At 61.7% G+C, this 17,968-nt stretch carries 17 protein-coding genes; 11 read left to right on the top strand and 6 right to left on the bottom strand.

What is annotated here, in order from left to right; all coding sequences use genetic code 11:
- Positions 1 to 36: 36 nt before the first annotated feature.
- Positions 37 to 951 carry a LysR family transcriptional regulator gene (locus B2246_RS00130; protein WP_286962457.1) on the bottom strand — a complete coding sequence of 305 codons (915 nt, stop codon included), beginning with the start codon at positions 949 to 951 and terminating at the stop codon, positions 37 to 39.
- A 151-nt stretch (positions 952 to 1,102) separates the two neighbouring features.
- Here B2246_RS00130 and B2246_RS00125 point away from each other — a divergent pair, with 151 nt between their 5' ends.
- The 5 genes from B2246_RS00125 to B2246_RS00105 all read left to right on the top strand — a co-directional run bounded on the left by B2246_RS00125 (position 1,103) and on the right by B2246_RS00105 (position 5,826).
- Positions 1,103 to 1,525, top strand: a complete 423-nt coding sequence (locus B2246_RS00125; RefSeq protein ID WP_035884030.1) for a DoxX family protein — start codon at positions 1,103 to 1,105, stop codon at positions 1,523 to 1,525.
- A gap of 26 nt (positions 1,526 to 1,551) precedes the next feature.
- Entirely contained in the window at positions 1,552 to 1,983 is a 432-nt protein-coding gene (locus tag B2246_RS00120) for a nuclear transport factor 2 family protein (protein ID WP_186426287.1), read from the top strand.
- Positions 1,984 to 2,021: 38 nt separating this feature from the next.
- On the top strand, positions 2,022 to 2,906 hold the full coding sequence (locus tag B2246_RS00115; RefSeq protein WP_234707073.1) for an NADP-dependent oxidoreductase: 885 nt from the start codon (positions 2,022 to 2,024) through the stop codon (positions 2,904 to 2,906).
- Between the two features lie 556 nt (positions 2,907 to 3,462).
- The gene (locus B2246_RS00110) at positions 3,463 to 4,809 is read left to right on the top strand and encodes a 2-hydroxycarboxylate transporter family protein (protein WP_186426288.1); all 1,347 of its coding nucleotides are present in this window, start codon (positions 3,463 to 3,465) and stop codon (positions 4,807 to 4,809) included.
- Between the two features lie 216 nt (positions 4,810 to 5,025).
- Positions 5,026 to 5,826: a YecA family protein gene (locus B2246_RS00105; RefSeq protein WP_286962454.1), complete on the top strand. Its 801-nt coding sequence runs from the start codon at positions 5,026 to 5,028 to the stop codon at positions 5,824 to 5,826.
- Between the two features lie 456 nt (positions 5,827 to 6,282).
- On the opposite strand, the gene B2246_RS00100 is transcribed toward B2246_RS00105, so the two are convergent.
- Both B2246_RS00100 and B2246_RS00095 read right to left on the bottom strand, forming a co-directional pair.
- Positions 6,283 to 7,515, bottom strand: coding sequence for a lysozyme inhibitor LprI family protein (locus B2246_RS00100; protein ID WP_008645531.1), 1,233 nt, complete (start codon positions 7,513 to 7,515; stop codon positions 6,283 to 6,285).
- Positions 7,516 to 7,910: 395 nt separating this feature from the next.
- A complete protein-coding gene (locus B2246_RS00095; RefSeq protein ID WP_286962451.1) occupies positions 7,911 to 9,137 on the bottom strand; it encodes an FAD-dependent monooxygenase in 1,227 nt (408 codons plus the stop codon).
- Between the two features lie 139 nt (positions 9,138 to 9,276).
- On the opposite strand from B2246_RS00095, the gene B2246_RS00090 reads away from it, so the two are divergent.
- The 3 genes from B2246_RS00090 to B2246_RS00080 all read left to right on the top strand — a co-directional run bounded on the left by B2246_RS00090 (position 9,277) and on the right by B2246_RS00080 (position 11,644).
- A complete protein-coding gene (locus B2246_RS00090; RefSeq protein ID WP_008645527.1) occupies positions 9,277 to 10,194 on the top strand; it encodes a LysR family transcriptional regulator in 918 nt (305 codons plus the stop codon).
- A 279-nt stretch (positions 10,195 to 10,473) separates the two neighbouring features.
- Positions 10,474 to 11,253 carry a hypothetical protein gene (locus B2246_RS00085; protein ID WP_214608521.1) on the top strand — a complete coding sequence of 260 codons (780 nt, stop codon included), beginning with the start codon at positions 10,474 to 10,476 and terminating at the stop codon, positions 11,251 to 11,253.
- A 154-nt stretch (positions 11,254 to 11,407) separates the two neighbouring features.
- The gene (locus B2246_RS00080; protein ID WP_186426290.1) at positions 11,408 to 11,644 is read left to right on the top strand and encodes a GDCCVxC domain-containing (seleno)protein; all 237 of its coding nucleotides are present in this window, start codon (positions 11,408 to 11,410) and stop codon (positions 11,642 to 11,644) included.
- A gap of 73 nt (positions 11,645 to 11,717) precedes the next feature.
- Here B2246_RS00080 and B2246_RS00075 read toward each other — a convergent pair whose 3' ends face one another.
- Entirely contained in the window at positions 11,718 to 12,644 is a 927-nt protein-coding gene (locus B2246_RS00075; RefSeq protein ID WP_040011016.1) for a LysR substrate-binding domain-containing protein, read from the bottom strand.
- A gap of 98 nt (positions 12,645 to 12,742) precedes the next feature.
- Between B2246_RS00075 and B2246_RS00070 the strand changes: the two genes are divergently transcribed.
- On the top strand, positions 12,743 to 13,729 hold the full coding sequence (locus B2246_RS00070) for a Bug family tripartite tricarboxylate transporter substrate binding protein (RefSeq protein ID WP_186426302.1): 987 nt from the start codon (positions 12,743 to 12,745) through the stop codon (positions 13,727 to 13,729).
- Between the two features lie 2 nt (positions 13,730 to 13,731).
- Positions 13,732 to 14,922 (top strand): M20 aminoacylase family protein, encoded by a 1,191-nt coding sequence (locus B2246_RS00065; RefSeq protein WP_008645519.1) that lies wholly within the window; start codon positions 13,732 to 13,734, stop codon positions 14,920 to 14,922.
- Positions 14,923 to 15,458: 536 nt separating this feature from the next.
- On the opposite strand, the gene B2246_RS00060 is transcribed toward B2246_RS00065, so the two are convergent.
- Positions 15,459 to 15,755 (bottom strand): putative quinol monooxygenase, encoded by a 297-nt coding sequence (locus tag B2246_RS00060; protein ID WP_008645516.1) that lies wholly within the window; start codon positions 15,753 to 15,755, stop codon positions 15,459 to 15,461.
- Between the two features lie 278 nt (positions 15,756 to 16,033).
- On the opposite strand from B2246_RS00060, the gene B2246_RS00055 reads away from it, so the two are divergent.
- Entirely contained in the window at positions 16,034 to 16,672 is a 639-nt protein-coding gene (locus B2246_RS00055; protein ID WP_186426291.1) for a hydrolase, read from the top strand.
- A 338-nt stretch (positions 16,673 to 17,010) separates the two neighbouring features.
- On the opposite strand, the gene B2246_RS00050 is transcribed toward B2246_RS00055, so the two are convergent.
- Positions 17,011 to 17,931, bottom strand: coding sequence for a LysR family transcriptional regulator (locus B2246_RS00050; protein WP_035884037.1), 921 nt, complete (start codon positions 17,929 to 17,931; stop codon positions 17,011 to 17,013).
- Between the last annotated feature and the right edge of the window lie 37 nt (positions 17,932 to 17,968).

Here is a 17,968-nt window from a genome sequence, read left to right as displayed (position 1 = left end):
GCAGGGTTGCGCGTCGCGGCCATCAACGCATGGCCTTTAACGCGATGGAATCAACGCCGCCTCGCCGCCCTTGAGCCTGCGCAGGAACCATTGCCCTGCGGGCCCTGGTGGCGTGTCCTTTCGGTAGAGCGCAAACATGGAAATGGGCGGCGTATGCGGTTGGAACTGCTCGAGCTGCAATCTGACCAGGTGGCCTGTATCCAGATCGTGCTGAACCATCTCGACCGGCATATGCCCCCATCCGAACCCCGCGCGCAGGAAGGCGTGCTTGGCACCCAGATCGGCCAGGTGCCAGGTCTGCGGTGAGAACACGTCGAAGCTCATGCCGTCGGTCAGCGATGTCCGGTCGGTCAGCACCAGTTGCACGTGCGCCTTCAGGTCTCGCGGCCGTAGAACCCCCTTGCGGGCAGCCAACGGATGTGCCGAACTGGCCACTGTCACCATTGGCACATCGAGCAGCTTTTCTGCATCCAAACTCTCCGGGACGGAAGGCATCGAGCCGCTGATGCCAAGCCGGCATTTCTGGGCCAGTACGGGCTGCAGGACCGCGCCAAGTGCCTCGACATAGAGCCGCAGTGGCGTGTGGGGAAATGCCTTCCGGAAGGCATCGACCGCCTCAGTCAACGAGGCCATCGGGTACATGACGTCCACGACAACCGAGAGTTCGGGTTCCAGTCCGTCGGCGATAGCCTTCGCCCTCGACTTGAAACCGTCCATCCCGCTCACGACCAGACGAGCCTGCGCCAGCAGTGCCGTGCCCTCCTTCGTCACACGCGGATAGCGGCCGGTGCGATCGAACAGTTGCACACCGATCTGGCCCTCCAGATTGGCAAGCGTGTGACTGACGACGGACTGCGCCCTCCGTAGTTTGCGGCCGGCCGCGGAGAAGCTGCCTTCGTCCACGGCAGCAATAAAGGTGCGGAGCTGGTCCAGCGAGACGGCGTCGAGCATCTATCTATTCCGTAGATGGAAAACATCTAGAAATATAGGCTACCGATATGGATTTCACCCGCCTAACCTTCTTCAGCAACGGGGCGCAACCCCCGCAAGCTTCCGATCCACGCAACCCGTCTTTCATGCTCCTACCTAAAGGATGCTCGTCATGAACAAGAATCTCGCAGTTCCGCAAAACGTGATCCCGGCCATCGGCCGAATCCTCATCGCCGCCATCTTCCTCATCAGCGGTCTGGGCAAGCTAATGGCCCCCGGCGCAACGATGTCCTACATCGCGTCCCTGGGATTGCCCGCACCGCTGCTGGGCTATCTGGGCGCCCTGATCCTTGAACTGGCAGGCGCAGTGCTGCTGGTTGCTGGTTATCGCACGCGCATCGTCGCCTTGTTGTTGGCGGCCTATGCGGTGGTGACGGCGCTGGTCTTCCACCATGCGCTGGCCGACCAGAATCAGATGTTCCACTTCCTGAAGAACTTCGCCATGGCTGGAGGGCTGCTGCAGGTAGCAGCCTTCGGCAGCGGGGCATTTGGTCTGGACGCGCGCCGCGCACCGGCCAGCCAGGCCATCGCCTGACCAATGCACAGACAGGGGAACCCATCATGAGCATCGCCTCAGAGCTGTTGCAGCTTCACCTCCGGTGGCTGGTCGACGACAACCAGCAGTGGCAAGGGCTAATTGCCGATGACGTTGTGTGGGACCTGCCCTATGCGCCGAGCCTCGGGCATCCGCTGCGGCTCGAGGGGCGCGAAGCGGTGATCGAGCACGCGGCTTGGTTCATCGGCGCGGTCAAGGACTTCCGCTTTTTCGACGCCGTCGTCACTCCCACCGCGGACCCGCACCACGCCGTGGCACGGGTGCGTGCCGAAGGGTTGATTCCGTCAACCGGACGTACCTACCGCCAGGAGTATGTCGTCTTCCTGACCGCTCGTGACGGGCGCATAACTCATCTGCGCGAGTATTTCGACCCCGTTCAGGCTGCACTGGCGCTCGACGCCCCCATTGCAGGCATTCCTTCAAGGAGCATCCGATGAAAGCCATACGAGTTGCCGCCTACGGCGGTCTTGATGCAATGACCTTGGCATCGCTGGACGATCCTGTACCCGGCGACGACGAAGTCCTGATCGATGTCGCCGCCGCAGCGGTCAATCCGATCGACTGGAAGATCGTCAGTGGCGCAATGAAAGCGTTCATTCCTCTTCGCTTGCCATTCACCCCAGGCGTCGACGCCGCCGGCACGGTGCTGGCGGTCGGACGCAACGTGAGCACGCTGGCGCCGGGCGACGAGGTGATGGGCTTCATCGGCATCGTGGGCGCCTACGCGAGCCGCATCGTGGTGGACCCGGCGCGTCTGGCTCGCAAACCGGCACGGCTGAGCTTTACAGACGCGGCGGCGACTCCGGCCGCCACATTGACCGCGTGGCAGGCGCTGCATGAGCATGGTGAGCTACGCAAAGGCCAAAGCGTTCTGATTCACGCGGCAGCCGGTGGGGTAGGCAGTGCAGCGGTACAACTCGCGAAGCTTGCGGGGGCGCACGTCATCGGCACGGCTTCGGCCGGCAATCGCGAGTACGTGCAGAGCCTCGGCGCCGCGGAGGTCATCGACTATCATGCGACGGATTTCGCGAAGCAGGTCTCTGATGTCGATCTGGTGCTCGACCTTGTTGGCGGCACCACGCAGGCGCGGTCATGGTCGGTGCTGAAGCGCGGCGGCATTCTGGTCTCCACCGTGAGCAAGCCGGACACCGAGCGCGCCAATGAAGCACAGGCAACTGGCAAACACTTTGCGACCCGCTCGGATGGACCGCAGCTTGCCGCATTGGGCGCGCTCCATGCATCGGGCGATCTGCGCATCCACATCGATTCGGTCTTCTCCCTTCCAGAAGCAAGCCACGCCCTTGCAAGGAGCATGGGCGGCCATGTACGGGGGAAAGTGATTCTGGATATGGCTGCGTAGCAAGTGACTAAGTGCCGAAACGAACCGCCGGCGAGAGCACGAACGACTCTCGCATGTCGCGTACTTCCTCGACAGGACTTCGACCGAGGCCCGGGCATTTCTTCGGAGGCGCCAGACCATAGCGTGCGTGCAACATGGAACAAGAAATCCCGAATTCCGAGTATCGCTCTTCCCGCAGACTTCTATGGTCGGCGTCCCGGCTCCGCGCACAGCAACATGCAAGCCCGATCCTCCCCCGGCGGCGCCCGCTTTTTTTTGTGTTTGATGACGCGACTCTCGATTCACACGCCTCCCGCGTGCCGCTGACAGGATGGACACGACCGTTGGATGCATCGGGGTATAAAGCGCCCGTCACGCCGCATTTTCGCTGCGAGCGGACCTCCGGCCCAGAATAGACGCGCCGCGATCATGACTGCGGTCCTGCCCGGCAGGCAGTTTGACTTTGACTACATCGGCTACCAAGATGGACAGCAAACCGGACGCTGTCGACCCCAACAGGCGGTCTGAACTGCCTGCCTGCGCTGCGCCCGCCCCTCGCCTCCGGAGAACGTCAGCCATGGAAGCCGAACCGGTCGTTACGCAACCCAACGAAGCCCCTCAGAACGAAAGATTCTGGCCTCATGGCTGGTGGCGCGTGATGGAAATTCGCATCGGCATCTTCCCGCTGCCGGTCTATATCCTGGCCGCCGTGCTGCTCGCTGTACTGATCTCCATCCACAAGCTTGCCAACGAGATCTCGCTGGTCATAGTCCTGTTTGCATTCTGCGGCTTCACGCTCGCGGAGATCGGCAAGCGCATCCCTCTTATCCGCGCCATCGGCGCGGCGGCCATCTTCGCCACCTTCGTGCCATCGGCGCTGGTGTACTACAAGCTCTTGCCCGAGCAGGTGGTCAAAGTCACAGCAGACTTTACCAAGGCATCGAATTTTCTCTACCTCTTCATCGCCTGCATCATCGTCGGCAGCATTCTTGGCATGGATCGCCATGTGCTGATCAAGGGCTTCCTGAAGATATTCGTGCCGCTGGCCGCGGGTTCCATCGCGGCGGGCGCGGTCGGCACGCTTGTCGGCACCGCGCTCGGCCTCGGTACCTCGCACACTTTCTTCTATATCGTCGTGCCCATCATGGCCGGCGGCGTCGGCGAGGGGGCGATTCCGCTCTCCATCGGGTACAGCGAGATCCTTCACCAGGACCAGGGCCTCTTGTTCGCGACGGTACTGCCGCCCGTGATGCTTGGCAGTCTTACCGCGATCATCCTGTCCGGCACGCTGAACTACCTGGGCAAACGCTACCCCGCCTATACCGGCGAGGGCCGTCTGCAACCCGGCGAGCACGATGAACTGGACGCGAACCAGAAGGAAATCACCGGGCACGTCGATGTGGACCACATCGCCGCGGCGGGCGTAACGGCGCTGACGCTCTATGTGGTCGGGATCATGTGCCATCGCCTCTTCGGTCTGCCAGCGCCTGTGGCCATGCTCTTCATCGCGGTACTGCTCAAGCTGACGCAGGCCGTGTCACCACCACTGCAGGAGGGTGCATTTGTGGTGTACAAGTTCTTCTCGACGGCGGTCACCTACCCGTTGCTGTTCGCGATCGGCGTGTCGTTGACACCTTGGGACAAACTGATCGCCGCATTCAACCTGCCGACGATCATCACCATCGTCGCCACCGTGGCAACGCTGATGGCCGTTGGCGCCTTGGTGGGCACCTGGCTGAAGATGTACCCGATCGACACCGCCATCGTAACTGCCTGCCACAGCGGCCAGGGAGGAACCGGGGACGTGGCGATTCTTACCGCCGCCAACCGGATGACGCTTATGCCTTTCGCGCAGATTGCAACCCGCATTGGCGGCGCCGTGACGGTCACGGTGGTGTTGATCGTGCTCGCCCGGATGCAGTAAGAAGGACGCGACTGTGGTCCCTTTCCGGCCAACAGGAGCCACTCGGGAGCGGCCGCCGCTCCGGCGAACGGCCGCGGGGATTCACCCGGCTTGGCGCGCGGTGCCGAAACGGCACGGTCTTGCAAGTCGCACGACGCACATCTGCAAAGGAGCGGCGCTATACTTCGCGGCGATGCGTCCAGCGCATCCCCACCCCGCACCGAGAGAACCCGCTCCATGACCGAAGCCACCGCCCTGACGCCCGACGAACTCCAAGAGCTTGACGATTTGCTGGACGACCTGCGTCAGCGCGCCGAGGAAATCCCGCAATGGGAGTTCTGCGACGGCTTTCTCACGGCCTTGGTCTGCACGCGCCGCCGCATCCCCGCTGCCGACTACCTGCCCATGCTGCTGGGCGACGGCGCGGCACTCGATGTGGCCGAGGGCAGCCCGCTGCCGTTGCTGCCCGCGTTCCATGAAGCGGCCCAGCAAACCCGCTTTATGGAGCTGTGGCAGCGCCGGTGGAACGAGGTGGAGCACCAGCTCGACCAGCCCGTGGAGACGCTGGAGGACGAACGCACCTTCCATCCCGAGGCCATGGACATCCGCGGCGCCATCTTGAGCTTGCCCCAGGAAGAGCGCGCCGAGATGGATGGGCGGGAAATCCCGTCGTTTGGCCAGGTGTGGGCGCTGGGCTTCATGTTCGCGGTGGAGAACTGGCCCGAGGACTGGGCCGCCCCGCGCGACAAGGAGGCCGCCCAGTGGCTGGACGACGCGCTCGACAGCATCGTCGCCCTGACCGAGGACGACACTGGCCAGCCCGAGGTCTGCATGTACAGCGAGGATGGCCCGCCCAGCACCAGCCAGGCGCGCGTGGAAACCTTCGGCGAGGCGATCTGGGCGGTCTACGACCTGCGCCAGATCTGGAAGAGCCTGGGTCCGCGCGTGGAGGCCGTGGTGAGGGGCGACCAGCCCGGCCGCAACGACCTGTGCCCTTGCGGCAGCGGCAAGAAATTCAAGAAGTGCCACGGCAGATAAGGGAAAAGCGCTTTCTCGCAGCTTATAGCTGCTTGTACCTTGTTTTTCGACTGGCGTGCCGGAGTGCCATCGCTAATGAGGCACGCATCGGCCTCAGCCGGGTGACTTAGGGTCGACACAGCCGGCTTTTGCAGTAGACTCGCCGCCCACCAAATGCTGTTGCACCTTAAAAACGTTTCGTTGGGCGCCACGAACTCTTTCGTGCATGGCGCCATCCATTCGTTGGCGCCGCACCGCAGATGAATTTCCCATGCGGTACCGGCCGGCAACCCGGCCATCACCAGGCCGATCAGTGCCATTCAGCCAGAATTTGCCAATTGTCTGCCCGAATTGCTCAGGCGAGTCGCATGAGGGTGGCTGGTCGCCGCCGTCCAACGTCGAGCGACCAGTGGCCGGCCGACGACTTGCTCGCGGCCGGTTTCACGCCTCAAAAGGACGGGGCGACGCCGCCGCAGACTATGACCGTGACAATTGCTGAACGCGGTCGTCCGTCACCTTGAGCACGCATGCCGCATCGCTGCAAACATTACGTTGCTGCTTGATCCAGTCCATCTGCTGGGCTTTGAGTTGCTGCGGGTCTGCTGCCTTCTGTCTGGCGGCAGCAAATGCGGCGCCGAGGCGCTTGTCGGCTGCAGCGGTCTCGGGGGTGGAGCAGATCAGCTTCTCGATCTTCGTGCTCGCCTTGGCGCAGTCGAAGCTCGCTTCGATGACGGCATTCGCTGCCTCCTGCTGCCCGCTGACCTGTGGCGCGGTTTCGCTCGACACCTGGGGGAGAGGCTGTGAAGCCGGCGCCGAGTCGGCCGGCGACTTTTCTGCTACGGGCGCCGCCGTCTGGACGTTTGCCGGTGTGGGCGTTGCTGCGGCCTGAGCAGACGCATCGGGTGCGGCGGGCGATGCGACTTGCGCTGCCGCCGTGCCAGTCGCCGCACTCGATGCAGCCTTCTGCGTATATTCGGCGGCTGAAAGCAAGACCTCGATGGTCTGGATCGCGTCAATGAAGCGTGGCTTCTCCGTCTGGACTTCCACCTGGAACTGGCCGTCCTTGCCGTCGATCTTCGCGATCGTATAGGTGATGTCGAACGGTACCTTCTTGGTGTTCGGGTCCATTAACGACATGCCCTGTTCAATAAGGGTAGCGTTCTTCTTGATCTCTTCGTCCTTCTTCGCAGCCGCAAACACCATGCTGGCGCCGAGGATATCTCGATCGGAGGCACTCGCCGGAAGATTGAGGGCTTGTGCGAGGTCCGCACGGGCGGCGGCCCTATGCTCGGGGCTGGCACCCTCGTCGCTCGCTTCCTTGACCATGGCCATGACGTCCATGACGGAATACGTGCCCATCAGTTTCCGCCAGTTCTTCCAGAGTTCGGTCTGATAGGCGGGGTCGGATTGACTGCGCTGGAGGGCGTTGATCGTAGTGTCTGACACCTGGTAGTTCGCCACACCTTTGCACGAGTAGCTCTTGAGCTTTTCATCGTGAGCGACCACCACGGGTTGTTCGATCGTGAAGTGAATGCGCTGTTTGATCTGATCGGCAAGTGCGCCGGTGTCCTTGGTCACCAACTCCGTGAGAATTTCGCTGGACAGCTTCGTGGCCTCAACGTCGCCACAACTCGGAACGTCCTTGCCACAGCCGGCGAGGCCGGTGACTGCCAGAACCGCGACAAAGGGGTACAGCATCTTCTTGTTCATTTGGACCCGGAATAATAAGTTTGCAGCGCGATGTCGGCAACGTGCTGCGGATGTCAAACATCCGCCGGGAATCATATCCAGCCCACGGCTGCACGCAACTGTTCCTTGAGAGATGAGGACTGATTTTCAGCGCTTGTTGTTTTATCGCTTGGTTGAATTGCGCTAACTGGCCTCCATGGCGAAAGCGACTCGAATACGCGGTGAATGAGCGGACATTGAGCGGTGCTTTTGGCAGTTCTATATTCATGACATTTGAATTGGGGATGATGCGCACTAACCGTCTTGCTGGCAGGTTAAAGGCCATCTGGTTCTTCTCGTGTAAAAGACACAGGTCAACAGTTCACCGTGAGGAGTCTCACTGCGGGGGACTCCAACCGTTGTTTAGTCTGGCAAGCTTATTCAGGAGCGTACAGACTGCTGACGCCGACGCCATCCACAGGCATGCCGCCTGCATAGCGAGGCATGGGTAATCCTTGCGCCCATCCCTCAGCCAATATCTGCACATCACGGACAGGATTGGATGCCTTGGCCCGCTCGTTGCGGATGCGACAGGTTTCCGGGTCCATCGCAAACAGGGCGCGCGCAAAGATCCGTCCCTGTTCGGCCAGCCTGGTTGTCTTGGGACTGCGGATCTTTGTGAATTGCTGGAAGACTTCGTCCAGACTGCCGCTTGCGCCCTCCAGGCACCGAGCTAGATGCCAAGCATCTTCCAGTGCCTGGCAGGCACCTTGCCCCGATGTCGGCAAAGGCGCATGTGCTGCATCTCCAATCAACAACACATTGGCCCGACTCCATGTATGCAGTGGCTCCAGGTCATGCACAGCAATCAGCCGGATGGCATGCGCAGGCGTAGCCCGAATGATGCGGGCGACAGGCTCGGGCCATCCGGCGAATAGATCCTCAATCTCCTTGCGAATTCCTGAGGTGGAGGTTTCCCCAGGTAATGGCCGCGCCTGCGCCGCTGCCCAGTAGAGCAAATCGGTCCGGATTGCCACGCATCCGAAGCGCGTGCCCGCCCCCCAGAAGTCCTGAATCGCGATATCGTCGACCAGCGCACTTTGTCCTTGCGCCACGCCGATCCAGTTCACGAAGCCCTGGTAGATCGGCGTGTTGTCACCCGCAACAAATTTGCGCGCCACCGAATCCATACGGCCGTCGGCGCCGATGAGCAAGTCCGGACGGATGCTCACGCCGTTCTCAAAATGGGCCACAGCCTTGCCATGGGCATCCAGATCGATGGCCGCCGCACGGTGTCCGAACTCCACCGGGATACCTGCCCGCGCCGCATGTTTCAGCAACACAGCCTGCAAGTCCCGTCGCAGCACCGTTTGGGTCGGATACCCCATCGTCCGATCCAGCAGCGCAATATCGACGCCTCCCAGAGCGTTGCCTGCCGCATCGTAGCGATGCGCCATCACAGGCCGGCCACCAACAGCCTCAATGTCTCGCAGCAGTCCCAGCTCTTGCAGCACAAAGCCAGCATTGGGCCAGAGCGTCACGCCAGCTCCCATGGTCGCAGGCGCCGCCCGGCGCTCATAGACGCGGGGGCGGTACCCCTGCTGGTGCAAGGCCAGCGCCACGCTCAGACCCGCAATGCCGCCGCCAAGTATTCCAATTTCCACGGTGAAGCTCTCCTTCTCAAACGGTCCTGATGCACGGCCAAGGGTGATGCATCGGACAAAAATGGCATCTTAGATTCCACTGGCAGCGAGAACTAGCATGTGAAAATGGGTAGATTTCATACCTCAAACGGGATAATCAATGCGCGATGCACTTGATCTGAATACTGTCCGTGTCTACGCGGCAGTCGTCGATGAGCAGAGCTTTGCTGGCGCATCACGCCTGTTGGCCATGCCCTCGTCGAATGTCAGCCGCCACGTCGCAGCACTGGAGCGCAGACTCGGCGTACGCCTGCTGGAGAGAAGTACCCGCCATCTGCGCATGACGGAAGCCGGCCGGCTGCTCTACGAACGCGCAAAGCCCTTGCTCGACACCTTGCTCTCCACGGAGGAAGAGCTTGGCGTGGTACAGCGCGAATTGCGCGGCCCTCTGAAGATGTGCATGCCCGGCGAAGCGCCAAGGCTGCTGGCTCCCATCCTGGCCGAATTCTGTAGCCTCCATCCCGGCATCGAGCTGGAATGCGATACGCGGATGACCGGACTGGAAGTGCTTCGAGAGGACGTCGACCTTTCCATCGTCTTCCATCGGGGTCATCAGGAGGACAGTGCCTTCATCACCCGCGAACTCGCCACACTGCCCAGCATCGTGGTCGCAGCTCCCTCCTTGCTGGCCAAGACTGGAATGCCACGCTATGTGCGAGAGCTGAAATCTCTGCCCTGCATCACCACCCTCAGCGCACTGAAGGGCCAGCCCTGGCAGTTTCAGGACGCGGCGGGCGAAATCGTCAAGGTGCCGGTCCGTAGCCGCTACCGCGTCAACAGCGGAGAACTGGCCGTGGCGGGCGCACGGCAGGGCATCGGTTTCGCGATTGTGGCGGCTTACCCATGCCAGGAAGATCTTGCCGCTGGCCGATTGCAAGAGGTGACACTGGACCTGTGTCCTGCGCCGTTGCAATTGCTTGGTGCCTACAGCCACCGGCATTCCGTAACAGCGCGTGTGCGGGCATTACTGGAATTGATTCAGATGAGGTTAGGCGAACTGGGCAACCTCGCGAGGTGAAATGCGCGATGCATCTGAATCGCCGAATGTCTGCAATGGGGCGGTAGCCGCCTTCTGCGCCAGAAAGCCTATGCCTGGATAGGCGGAGGGCCGAGACCGGCCAGATCCGGACAACCATCTTGCAGGCTAGCAAGCCGCTCGAAACGCGGTGTGCTCTTGAAGATCCATGGCGGGGTGCTACCTCCCATTCCAAGATTCATGTTGAATCAAATCACTCCAAATACGCCCTTTGGGTTTACGCTTTAGCTTCTCTAGGCGACTCCTTCGCAATTGCCGGGGATGGTGATGCAGACCTTTTCGTGGCTTTCGCAACCAGGTGACACGGTGCGTATGAACAGTGTCGTTCCGCCAGCGCAAATCGGCTTCCGATTTCGCAGCAATGCGTTGATTGGTACTCACGGGATCGATGCACGCATCCGGTGGCGCCACGCAGTTTCACAAAGCACGGTCATACGACTGCTGCAGGTAGCGGGCTTTGCCCTCTTCTTCGCGGCATCGCTGGCGTACGCACAAGACACCGTTCGCGTGCGAGGCACTATTGAGCATGCCGAGGGTCAGACCGTTGTAGTCAAGTCGCGTGAGGGTGCCAAGTTGAAGGTCTTGTTGGCCGACAACGCCTCAGTCGTTGCCGTTGTGAAGGCCTCGATTTCTGACATCAAACAGGGCTCATTCGTTGGGGTCGCCGGGATGCCGCAGGCAGATGGGAGCCAGAGGGCAATCGAGGTGCTCATCTTTCCCGAGACCATGCGTGGGACCGGCGAAGGACACTATCCGTGGGACCTTCGGCCGCAGAGCACCATGACCAACGCCACTGTCGTCCACATCGAGCAGACCGTAGCCGAGGTCGACGGACGCGTCTTGAGCGTGAAGTACAAGGATGGCGAGAAGAAAATAATCGTGCCAGCGAATGTGCCAATCGTGACCTTCGTGCCGAGTGACAAGAGCGAGCTCAAGCCTGGGATGCACATTTTCATCAGCGCTGCAAAACGGCTGCCTGATGGGACGCTACAAGCATCGCGCGTCAATTTCGGCAAGGACGGGCTCACACCGCCGATGTAATTGTGGCAACGGATCAACCTCGGCTTTCGGCAATGTCGTACGGCGGCCCTGTGAACGTGAGCCGAGGGCGGAGTTCGGCCATGGGGCGACATTCGTCACTGCATTAAAACTGTTGACGATTCACACCTCTTTTCTGTGCATGAAGGCAATGAAAATGACGACGACCATGCTTGAGTCCGCGTTGACCTGTCCACATTGCGGGTTCATGTCGGTCGAAGTGATGCCGACAGACGCCTGCCTCTACTTCTATGAATGCACGAAGTGCAAGGCCTTGCTTTCCCCGAAGTCTGGCGACTGTTGTGTCTTCTGTTCGTATGGCTCGGCCAAGTGCCCGCCCAGTCAGGAATCACGTGCTTGCTGCGCGGATTCCGCTACTCCAGCCAAACGTTGAGCGCCCGCTTTCCGGAAGATCGATCAACCCGTCTTCGTTCAGCCTTTTCGCCAGCTCGTACTGCCCTCCCCCGTCAGCCCTGTTGCCCCGATACGAAAGCGCCAGTCGGTTCGCTTTGGCGAGCCTCGGCCAGAATCCAGTCCAGAAATGCATTCTGCGCGGCGCTCCGTGGCCGCTGTGCGTCGACACAGGTGAAATAGCCGCGCCCGGTGTCGACTCGCAAATCAAAAGGCATCACCAGTTCACCGGCTTCCAGCTCGCGTTCGATCAGGCAGGGTTGTGTTAGCGCGATACCCAGTCCGGCCTTCGCCGCAAAGATCAGATTGATGCTCAGGTCGTAGCCTGGGCCCAGCTTGGGTGCGACCCCGAGTCCGGCCGCCTTGGCCCAGAGCGCCCAGTTTTCCGGGAAATTCGTATGGTGGAGCAGCGCCTCTTGAAGCAAGTCTCCGGGACGCTTCAGGCGCGAAAGCAATGATGGCGCGCAGACCGGAACGAGTTCGCGTCCGAGTAGGTATTTCACTTGCATTCTGGCCGGCCAACGTCGCTTGGGGCGCTTCACCTCAATCCAGACGTCGATGTCATCGCGGCTGAAGTCTTCGTCATGGCGAAATTGCCGCATTTCGACGTCCACATCCGGGTGCGCCTCCCTGAAGCGCGCGAGGCGGGGAAGCAGCCATTGAGTACCGAGCGTGGGAATCACGCTCAGCCGCAGCTTTCCGTCAGCGCGTGGCCCCTGAAGCCTGGTCGCCGCAGCCTCGAGGGCCAGCACATGGCGCTCCGTCAATTTGCGCAACTGGCGGCCTTCTTCGGTCAGCGCCACACCCTGCGATGATCGCTCGAACAACTGGCAATCACCGAGGTGCTGCTCCAGACGTTGCACCGCTCTGCTGACAGCCGCCTGGGTGACGCAAAGCTCCTCGGCCGCCAGGCGGAAGCTGCGCAGGCGACTCACCGCCAGAAAGGCATGCAGTTCCACCAGTGAAGGAGAGCGAATTTTCATGGGTCATTACATTTTGTTATCGTGCTCAATGGTTTTGTCGTTTGCTTGCGGATCTGCGTCTGCTTAACCTTCGGGCAACGCTAACTCGCACGCCGGCAATGTCCATCAATCGTCGCACCTTTCTCAAAGCAACCGCCCTTGGCAGCCTTGGCGGCCTGGAACTGCCCGCCTTTGCCGCCGACAAATATCCCACACGCCCGATCACTCTGGTTGTGCCGTTCTCCCCGGGTGGCTCGGTTGACGTGTCCGGCCGCCTGATCGCCGAGAGGTTGGGCAGAGCGATTGGCCAGCCTGTGGTAATCGACAACCGGCCCGGCGCCGGGGGCGCCATCGGTTCGACGTATGTAGCGAAAGCGCAGCCGGACGGCTACACCCTCATCGTCACCTCGCAGAGCACGCATGTCGTGAATCCGGCGATGAACCCCAAGCTGCCCTATGACGCCGTGAAGGGCTTCTCGAATATCACGCTCATCAGCCGACTGTCAAACGTGCTGCTGTGCAATGCATCGCTGCCGATTCGCAACTTCGCCGATCTGGTCAAGTACGCGCGGGCCAATCCCTCCGCGCTGAACTATGCAAGTGCCGGGACGGGTTCGGTGTCACACGTCAGCATGGAGCTTCTCAAGACCCAGGCGGGTATCCCGATGACGCATGTGCCCTATCGGGGCGCCGGAACAGCGTTGACCGACCTGCTGGGCGGGTCGGTGCAGCTGACCTGGAACAATCTGTCCTCCAACCTCGACCACATCCTGCAAGGCAAGTTGCGTGCGCTGGCCGTGGCGGCACCGGCGCGCGTGCCGCAACTGCCGGATGTGCCAACCTTTGCCGAACTCAAGCTGCCTGACCTGAATGAGACATCATGGACCGGCCTTGCCGCCCCGGCAGGGACGCCGCATGCGATTGTTCAACAGCTCTACCTCGCGGTACGCAAGATTCTCGCGGAGCCTTCGACTCGGTCCATCTGGACTGCGAAGGGCATGATCGTGCCCGAGGACATCACGCCGGAAGCCTATACCAGGGAAACTGAGCAGCGCATCAAGTTCTACCAGCGCATCGCCAAAGACAACCACATCACTTTGGATTGACGATGGCCATCGATTCCAAGGCAGTTACAGCGCTTCCCGACCTGCTCCCCCTGCACGACGAGCTTGCCGCACTGCGGCAGCACATCCACCGGCATCCGGAGCTGGCCTTTGAGGAGCACGACACCGCGGATCTGGTTGCCGGGAAGTTGCAGGAATGGGGATACCACGTAACGCGCGGCATCGGAAAGACGGGACTGGTTGGCCAGTTGCGCGTGGGAAACGGTGACAAGTGTCTTGGCCTGCGCGCCGACATGGATGCCCTGCCTATCCAGGAAGACACCGGGCTTCCCTACGCCAGCATCCGGCCCGGCCTCATGCATGCGTGTGGACACGATGGCCACACCGCGATGCTGCTTGGCGCGGCAAAGCACCTTGCGGCCACGCGGAACTTCTCCGGTACGTTGAACCTGATCTTTCAGCCTGCAGAGGAGCGCGGGTTCGACAGCGGCGCCAAGGCCATGGTGGCGGATGGTTTGTTCGATCGCTTTCCTTGCGACATGGTGTTTGCCATGCACAACCATCCCGGCGCACCCCAAGGCCGGTTCCTGATGCGTCCGGGACCGTTTCTCGCCGCGGGCGATCGGGTGTTCATCAAGGTCATCGGCCTGGGGGGCCACGCCGCGCGCCCTCATCTGGCGGTCGATCCGCTTGTGGCAGCGGCTGCCATCGTGATGGCACTCCAGACCGTAGTCTCCCGCAACGTCCCCCCCAACGAGTCGGCAGTACTCACGGTTGGCCGGCTACGTGCGGGAGACGCACTGAATGTCATTCCGGGCGAAGCCGAGATCGGGATCAGCGTGCGCTCGTTCAGTCCGGAGGTGCGCGCACTACTGAAGGATCGCATCACCACGCTGGTCCACATGACTGCCGAATCGTATGGCGCGAAAGCTGAAATCCGCTATGTGGAAGGCTACCCGGTAGTCGACAACGCCGCCGACGCAGTTGCCTTGGCGGGGGAAGTTGCCATGGCACTTGTCGGCCCAGCGGACGTGGACCACGACTATCCGAAGATGATGGGTAGCGAGGACTTCGCCTACATGCTGCAGGAATGCCCGGGGGCGCTCGTCCGTATTGGCAACGGCCCATCTGACGGCGGGCGCGGCCTGCACAACCCGCGCTACGACTTCAATGACCGCAACCTGGCGTTGGGTGCAGCGTACTGGTGCCGACTGACAGAGACGTTCCTGGCCTGAGCGCAGCCTGAAAAACGAAAGCAGTATGTGTGGCGGCGAAGAGGGGCAATCGAACAGCTCGCATGGGTCGGGAAGAGGCGGCCTCGGCTTCTCAGCGGCCGTCCGTCCGCGGCCAACTTCGGTCACTGACTCGCGCTTCATCGCGGGAATTCGAGCGTCGGCGACTTCCGGCTAACGGGTCGTCGCGAACTACCCCAACACGGCGCTGACGGTGAAGCAGGTAGCCTCATACAACAAGCGGCAATATACAAGGCTGGGGGGGACGCCGGTGACGCATTGTCAACGATGCTCGGATGAGAGCGGTGCGCGTCGGAGCCGGAACGGCCCTTACACGCAGCGTGCATTCTTACCTGGGATCGGGTTCAGGCGGGTCAGGAGTGCCCACCGGAACCGTGGCAAGCCGCCCCCTCTTGCTTCCAAGCTCTCCCAATTCTGTTCGCATATCGACTGACCGGGTCTTCATAGACTGGCCCGCCACAATCCCACCACGTCCAGTCCGCTGGAGGCGCAATAGTAATCGTTCTATCGCCAATTTCTCAGGACACCAGCGTCATCCTGTAGAACAGCTCCACGCGCTCCACCGCATCGCTGCCGTCTTCCTGGAAGCGGCGGATGTGCTCGCTCTGCGTGTGATGCGCTTCCTGCGCGGCCGGGTTTTCCCAGTGCTCGACGAAGACGAAGCGGCGCGGATCATCCTTCTGCTCGAACAGCTCGTAGCGTAAGTTGCCCGCATCGCAACGCGACGGCTCTACCACTGCGCGCAGTTTCTCCCGCAGTTCGGCTTCGCGTCCTGGCTTGGCATACAGGACCGCCAGCACATAAAAATCGTCCATTATTCGCTTCCCTCGCATCAGACAGTAGTGTCTGCACCACTAGTCAAACGCACTGCGCACGCAAGGACATTCCAGCACCGCAGATCGCTCTGTCCCACCCCCGAAGCATCGCCTATGCTGCAGGTTATCGCAACGCACCGGTACCGCCTGGTTCGGCGCGTGATGCAACCGATGCCTACCTCTGTTGCAAGCCTTCAGGATGGCGTCGTGCAGGCTACATGTGTCGCCTGCACGATGCGCAGAGTGGCGGCAACCCACCCTTTGCTCTGGAGATAACCATGGCCAGCGAACCCATTCGGGACCCCGCCAACGACCACCTGCTGACTCCGCAGAACGCAGCCTTCGTGATCATCGACTACCAACCGGTCCAGGTGAACTCCATTGCTTCCATGGACCGCCAGTTGCTGGTCAATAACATCGTCGGCGCCTCCCGTGCCGCGGTGGCCTACAAAGTGCCGATCGTCCACTCCACTGTGAATGTGAAGACCGGCCTGAACAAGCCGCCGATTCCGCAACTGCAGAAGGTGCTGGGCGACTTCCCGACCTATGACCGCACCTCGATCAACTCCTGGGAAGACGTGGAGTTCCGCGCGGCGGTGAAGGCCACTGGGCGCAAGAAGCTGATCATGACCGCGCTGTGGACCGAAGCCTGCCTGACCTTCCCGGCGCTCGACGCGCTCAAGGAAGGCTATGAGGTCTACGTCGTGGTCGATGCCGTGGGCGGCACCTCCGTTGCCGCCCACGAAGCCGCGCTGCGCCGGATCGAGCAGGCCGGTGGCAAGATGATCAGCGTTGCGCAACTGTTCTGCGAACTGCAGCGCGACTGGTCGCGCTCGGCAACTGTTCCGGCCTTCATAGACCTATTCATTCAGACGGGTGGCACGGCCGGCATCCAGTTCTCCTACGACCGCGATTGATGCGTGGGCCGGCTTGCCCCGGCCCGCATTTCTTCTCGCGCCCGCGTCCGTGCGTGTGGCGCGGGCGATCGGCCTTCGGTCGCAAAGCATCGAATACGGATTGTCGCGGCGCCACGGTCGCCGCGGCCGCAGCCCATTAGATAATCGAACCTTATCGCGAGCGCTTTACCAACTCGGAAGGCGAATGGCGGCTGTACCCCAGGAAGCAGCCCTTGCAACCGCTCGAACGCCGTTGGCCACTGTCACGTCTCGCAGTAAGCGGGTACACGGAAACAAGCACTCAGCCAAGGCGTGGTTAGCGGAAGTGAACCGGTCATCGGCACTGCCAAACGCGACAGTCAGCGACGATCGGATCGCGGCGCCTCCGCCAGCCGCAACTCCTGGGCCAGGCTGATCAACGCGCGCAATCGCGCGGGTACGAAGCGATGGCCGGAGTAATAAAGCCGCAGGCCGCCAAACGACGGGCACCATGGCACCAGCACTGGCACCAGCGCGCCGCTCTGCAATGCTTCCTCGATAAACCATTCGGAGAGAAAGCCGATGCCGAGCCCCAGCAGCACCGCCTGCTTGATGGCCCCCAACTCGTTGAGCGCAAAGCGCACCGGCAGATCCATCTGCAGTTTCTCGCCCTTGCGCTCCAGTTCCCAGTGATAGATGCCGCCGTGGGACATGCGCATGCCGATGCTCTGGTGCTTGAGGAGATCGCGCGGATGCCTGGGCGTGCCGTGACGCTTCAAGTATTCGGGCGTTGCCACCACGAGCATCCGCACATCGCGCGAGAGCGGCACGGCGATCATGTCCTGCGGAACGGATTCGGCCAGCCGGATCCCGGCGTCGAACCCTTCGGCCACCACATCGATCAGGCGCGACTCGCTCACGATGTCGATCCTCACCTCCGGATAACGCTGCGCATACACGTTGAAGAGCGGTTCGAGCAGCAGGGAAGCCACGCTCTGCGGTGCGTTGATACGCAGCGTGCCGCTTGGCACGTCTGGGCCGGTACCAGCTTCCTCGCCGGCGCTCTTGATTTCCGCCAGTGCGGGAGCAATGCGCTCCACATATCGTTGGCCCGCGTCAGTCAGGGCCACGCTGCGCGTCGAGCGATTGAATAATCGCACCCGCAGGCGGGTCTCCAGCCCCGCCACGGCGCTGCTCACGGCCGTGGTGGACATGCCCAACTCCTGCGCCGCGCCCCGGAAGCTATTGCGGCGTGCGACGGCAAGCACCACTTCCAGCTCGGTCATTCCTGTTCTGTGCATGGATTGTCCTGAATATCGGGATGCATCATCACCCGTG

The sequence above is a fragment of the Cupriavidus sp. UBA2010 genome (assembly GCF_002335265.1).
GTDB classification, from domain to species: Bacteria; Pseudomonadota; Gammaproteobacteria; order Burkholderiales; family Burkholderiaceae; genus Cupriavidus; species Cupriavidus metallidurans.
This window is presented reverse-complemented; position numbering and strand designations above follow the sequence as displayed.

Excerpts from the sequence above, each read along its gene's own strand:
- B2246_RS00055 (WP_186426291.1), top strand. The coding sequence starts at position 16,034 with ATGGCCAGCGAACCCATTCGGGACCCCGCCAACGACCACCTGCTGACT.
- B2246_RS00110 (WP_186426288.1), top strand. The coding sequence starts at position 3,463 with ATGGAAGCCGAACCGGTCGTTACGCAACCCAACGAAGCCCCTCAGAAC.
- B2246_RS00130 (WP_286962457.1), bottom strand. The coding sequence starts at position 951 with ATGCTCGACGCCGTCTCGCTGGACCAGCTCCGCACCTTTATTGCTGCC.
- B2246_RS00075 (WP_040011016.1), bottom strand. The coding sequence starts at position 12,644 with ATGAAAATTCGCTCTCCTTCACTGGTGGAACTGCATGCCTTTCTGGCG.
- B2246_RS00050 (WP_035884037.1), bottom strand. The coding sequence starts at position 17,931 with ATGCACAGAACAGGAATGACCGAGCTGGAAGTGGTGCTTGCCGTCGCA.
- B2246_RS00090 (WP_008645527.1), top strand. The coding sequence starts at position 9,277 with ATGCGCGATGCACTTGATCTGAATACTGTCCGTGTCTACGCGGCAGTC.
- B2246_RS00105 (WP_286962454.1), top strand. The coding sequence starts at position 5,026 with ATGACCGAAGCCACCGCCCTGACGCCCGACGAACTCCAAGAGCTTGAC.
- B2246_RS00120 (WP_186426287.1), top strand. The coding sequence starts at position 1,552 with ATGAGCATCGCCTCAGAGCTGTTGCAGCTTCACCTCCGGTGGCTGGTC.
- B2246_RS00070 (WP_186426302.1), top strand. The coding sequence starts at position 12,743 with ATGTCCATCAATCGTCGCACCTTTCTCAAAGCAACCGCCCTTGGCAGC.
- B2246_RS00100 (WP_008645531.1), bottom strand. The coding sequence starts at position 7,515 with ATGAACAAGAAGATGCTGTACCCCTTTGTCGCGGTTCTGGCAGTCACC.
- B2246_RS00125 (WP_035884030.1), top strand. The coding sequence starts at position 1,103 with ATGAACAAGAATCTCGCAGTTCCGCAAAACGTGATCCCGGCCATCGGC.
- B2246_RS00080 (WP_186426290.1), top strand. The coding sequence starts at position 11,408 with ATGACGACGACCATGCTTGAGTCCGCGTTGACCTGTCCACATTGCGGG.
- B2246_RS00065 (WP_008645519.1), top strand. The coding sequence starts at position 13,732 with ATGGCCATCGATTCCAAGGCAGTTACAGCGCTTCCCGACCTGCTCCCC.
- B2246_RS00115 (WP_234707073.1), top strand. The coding sequence starts at position 2,022 with ATGACCTTGGCATCGCTGGACGATCCTGTACCCGGCGACGACGAAGTC.
- B2246_RS00060 (WP_008645516.1), bottom strand. The coding sequence starts at position 15,755 with ATGGACGATTTTTATGTGCTGGCGGTCCTGTATGCCAAGCCAGGACGC.
- B2246_RS00085 (WP_214608521.1), top strand. The coding sequence starts at position 10,474 with ATGGTGATGCAGACCTTTTCGTGGCTTTCGCAACCAGGTGACACGGTG.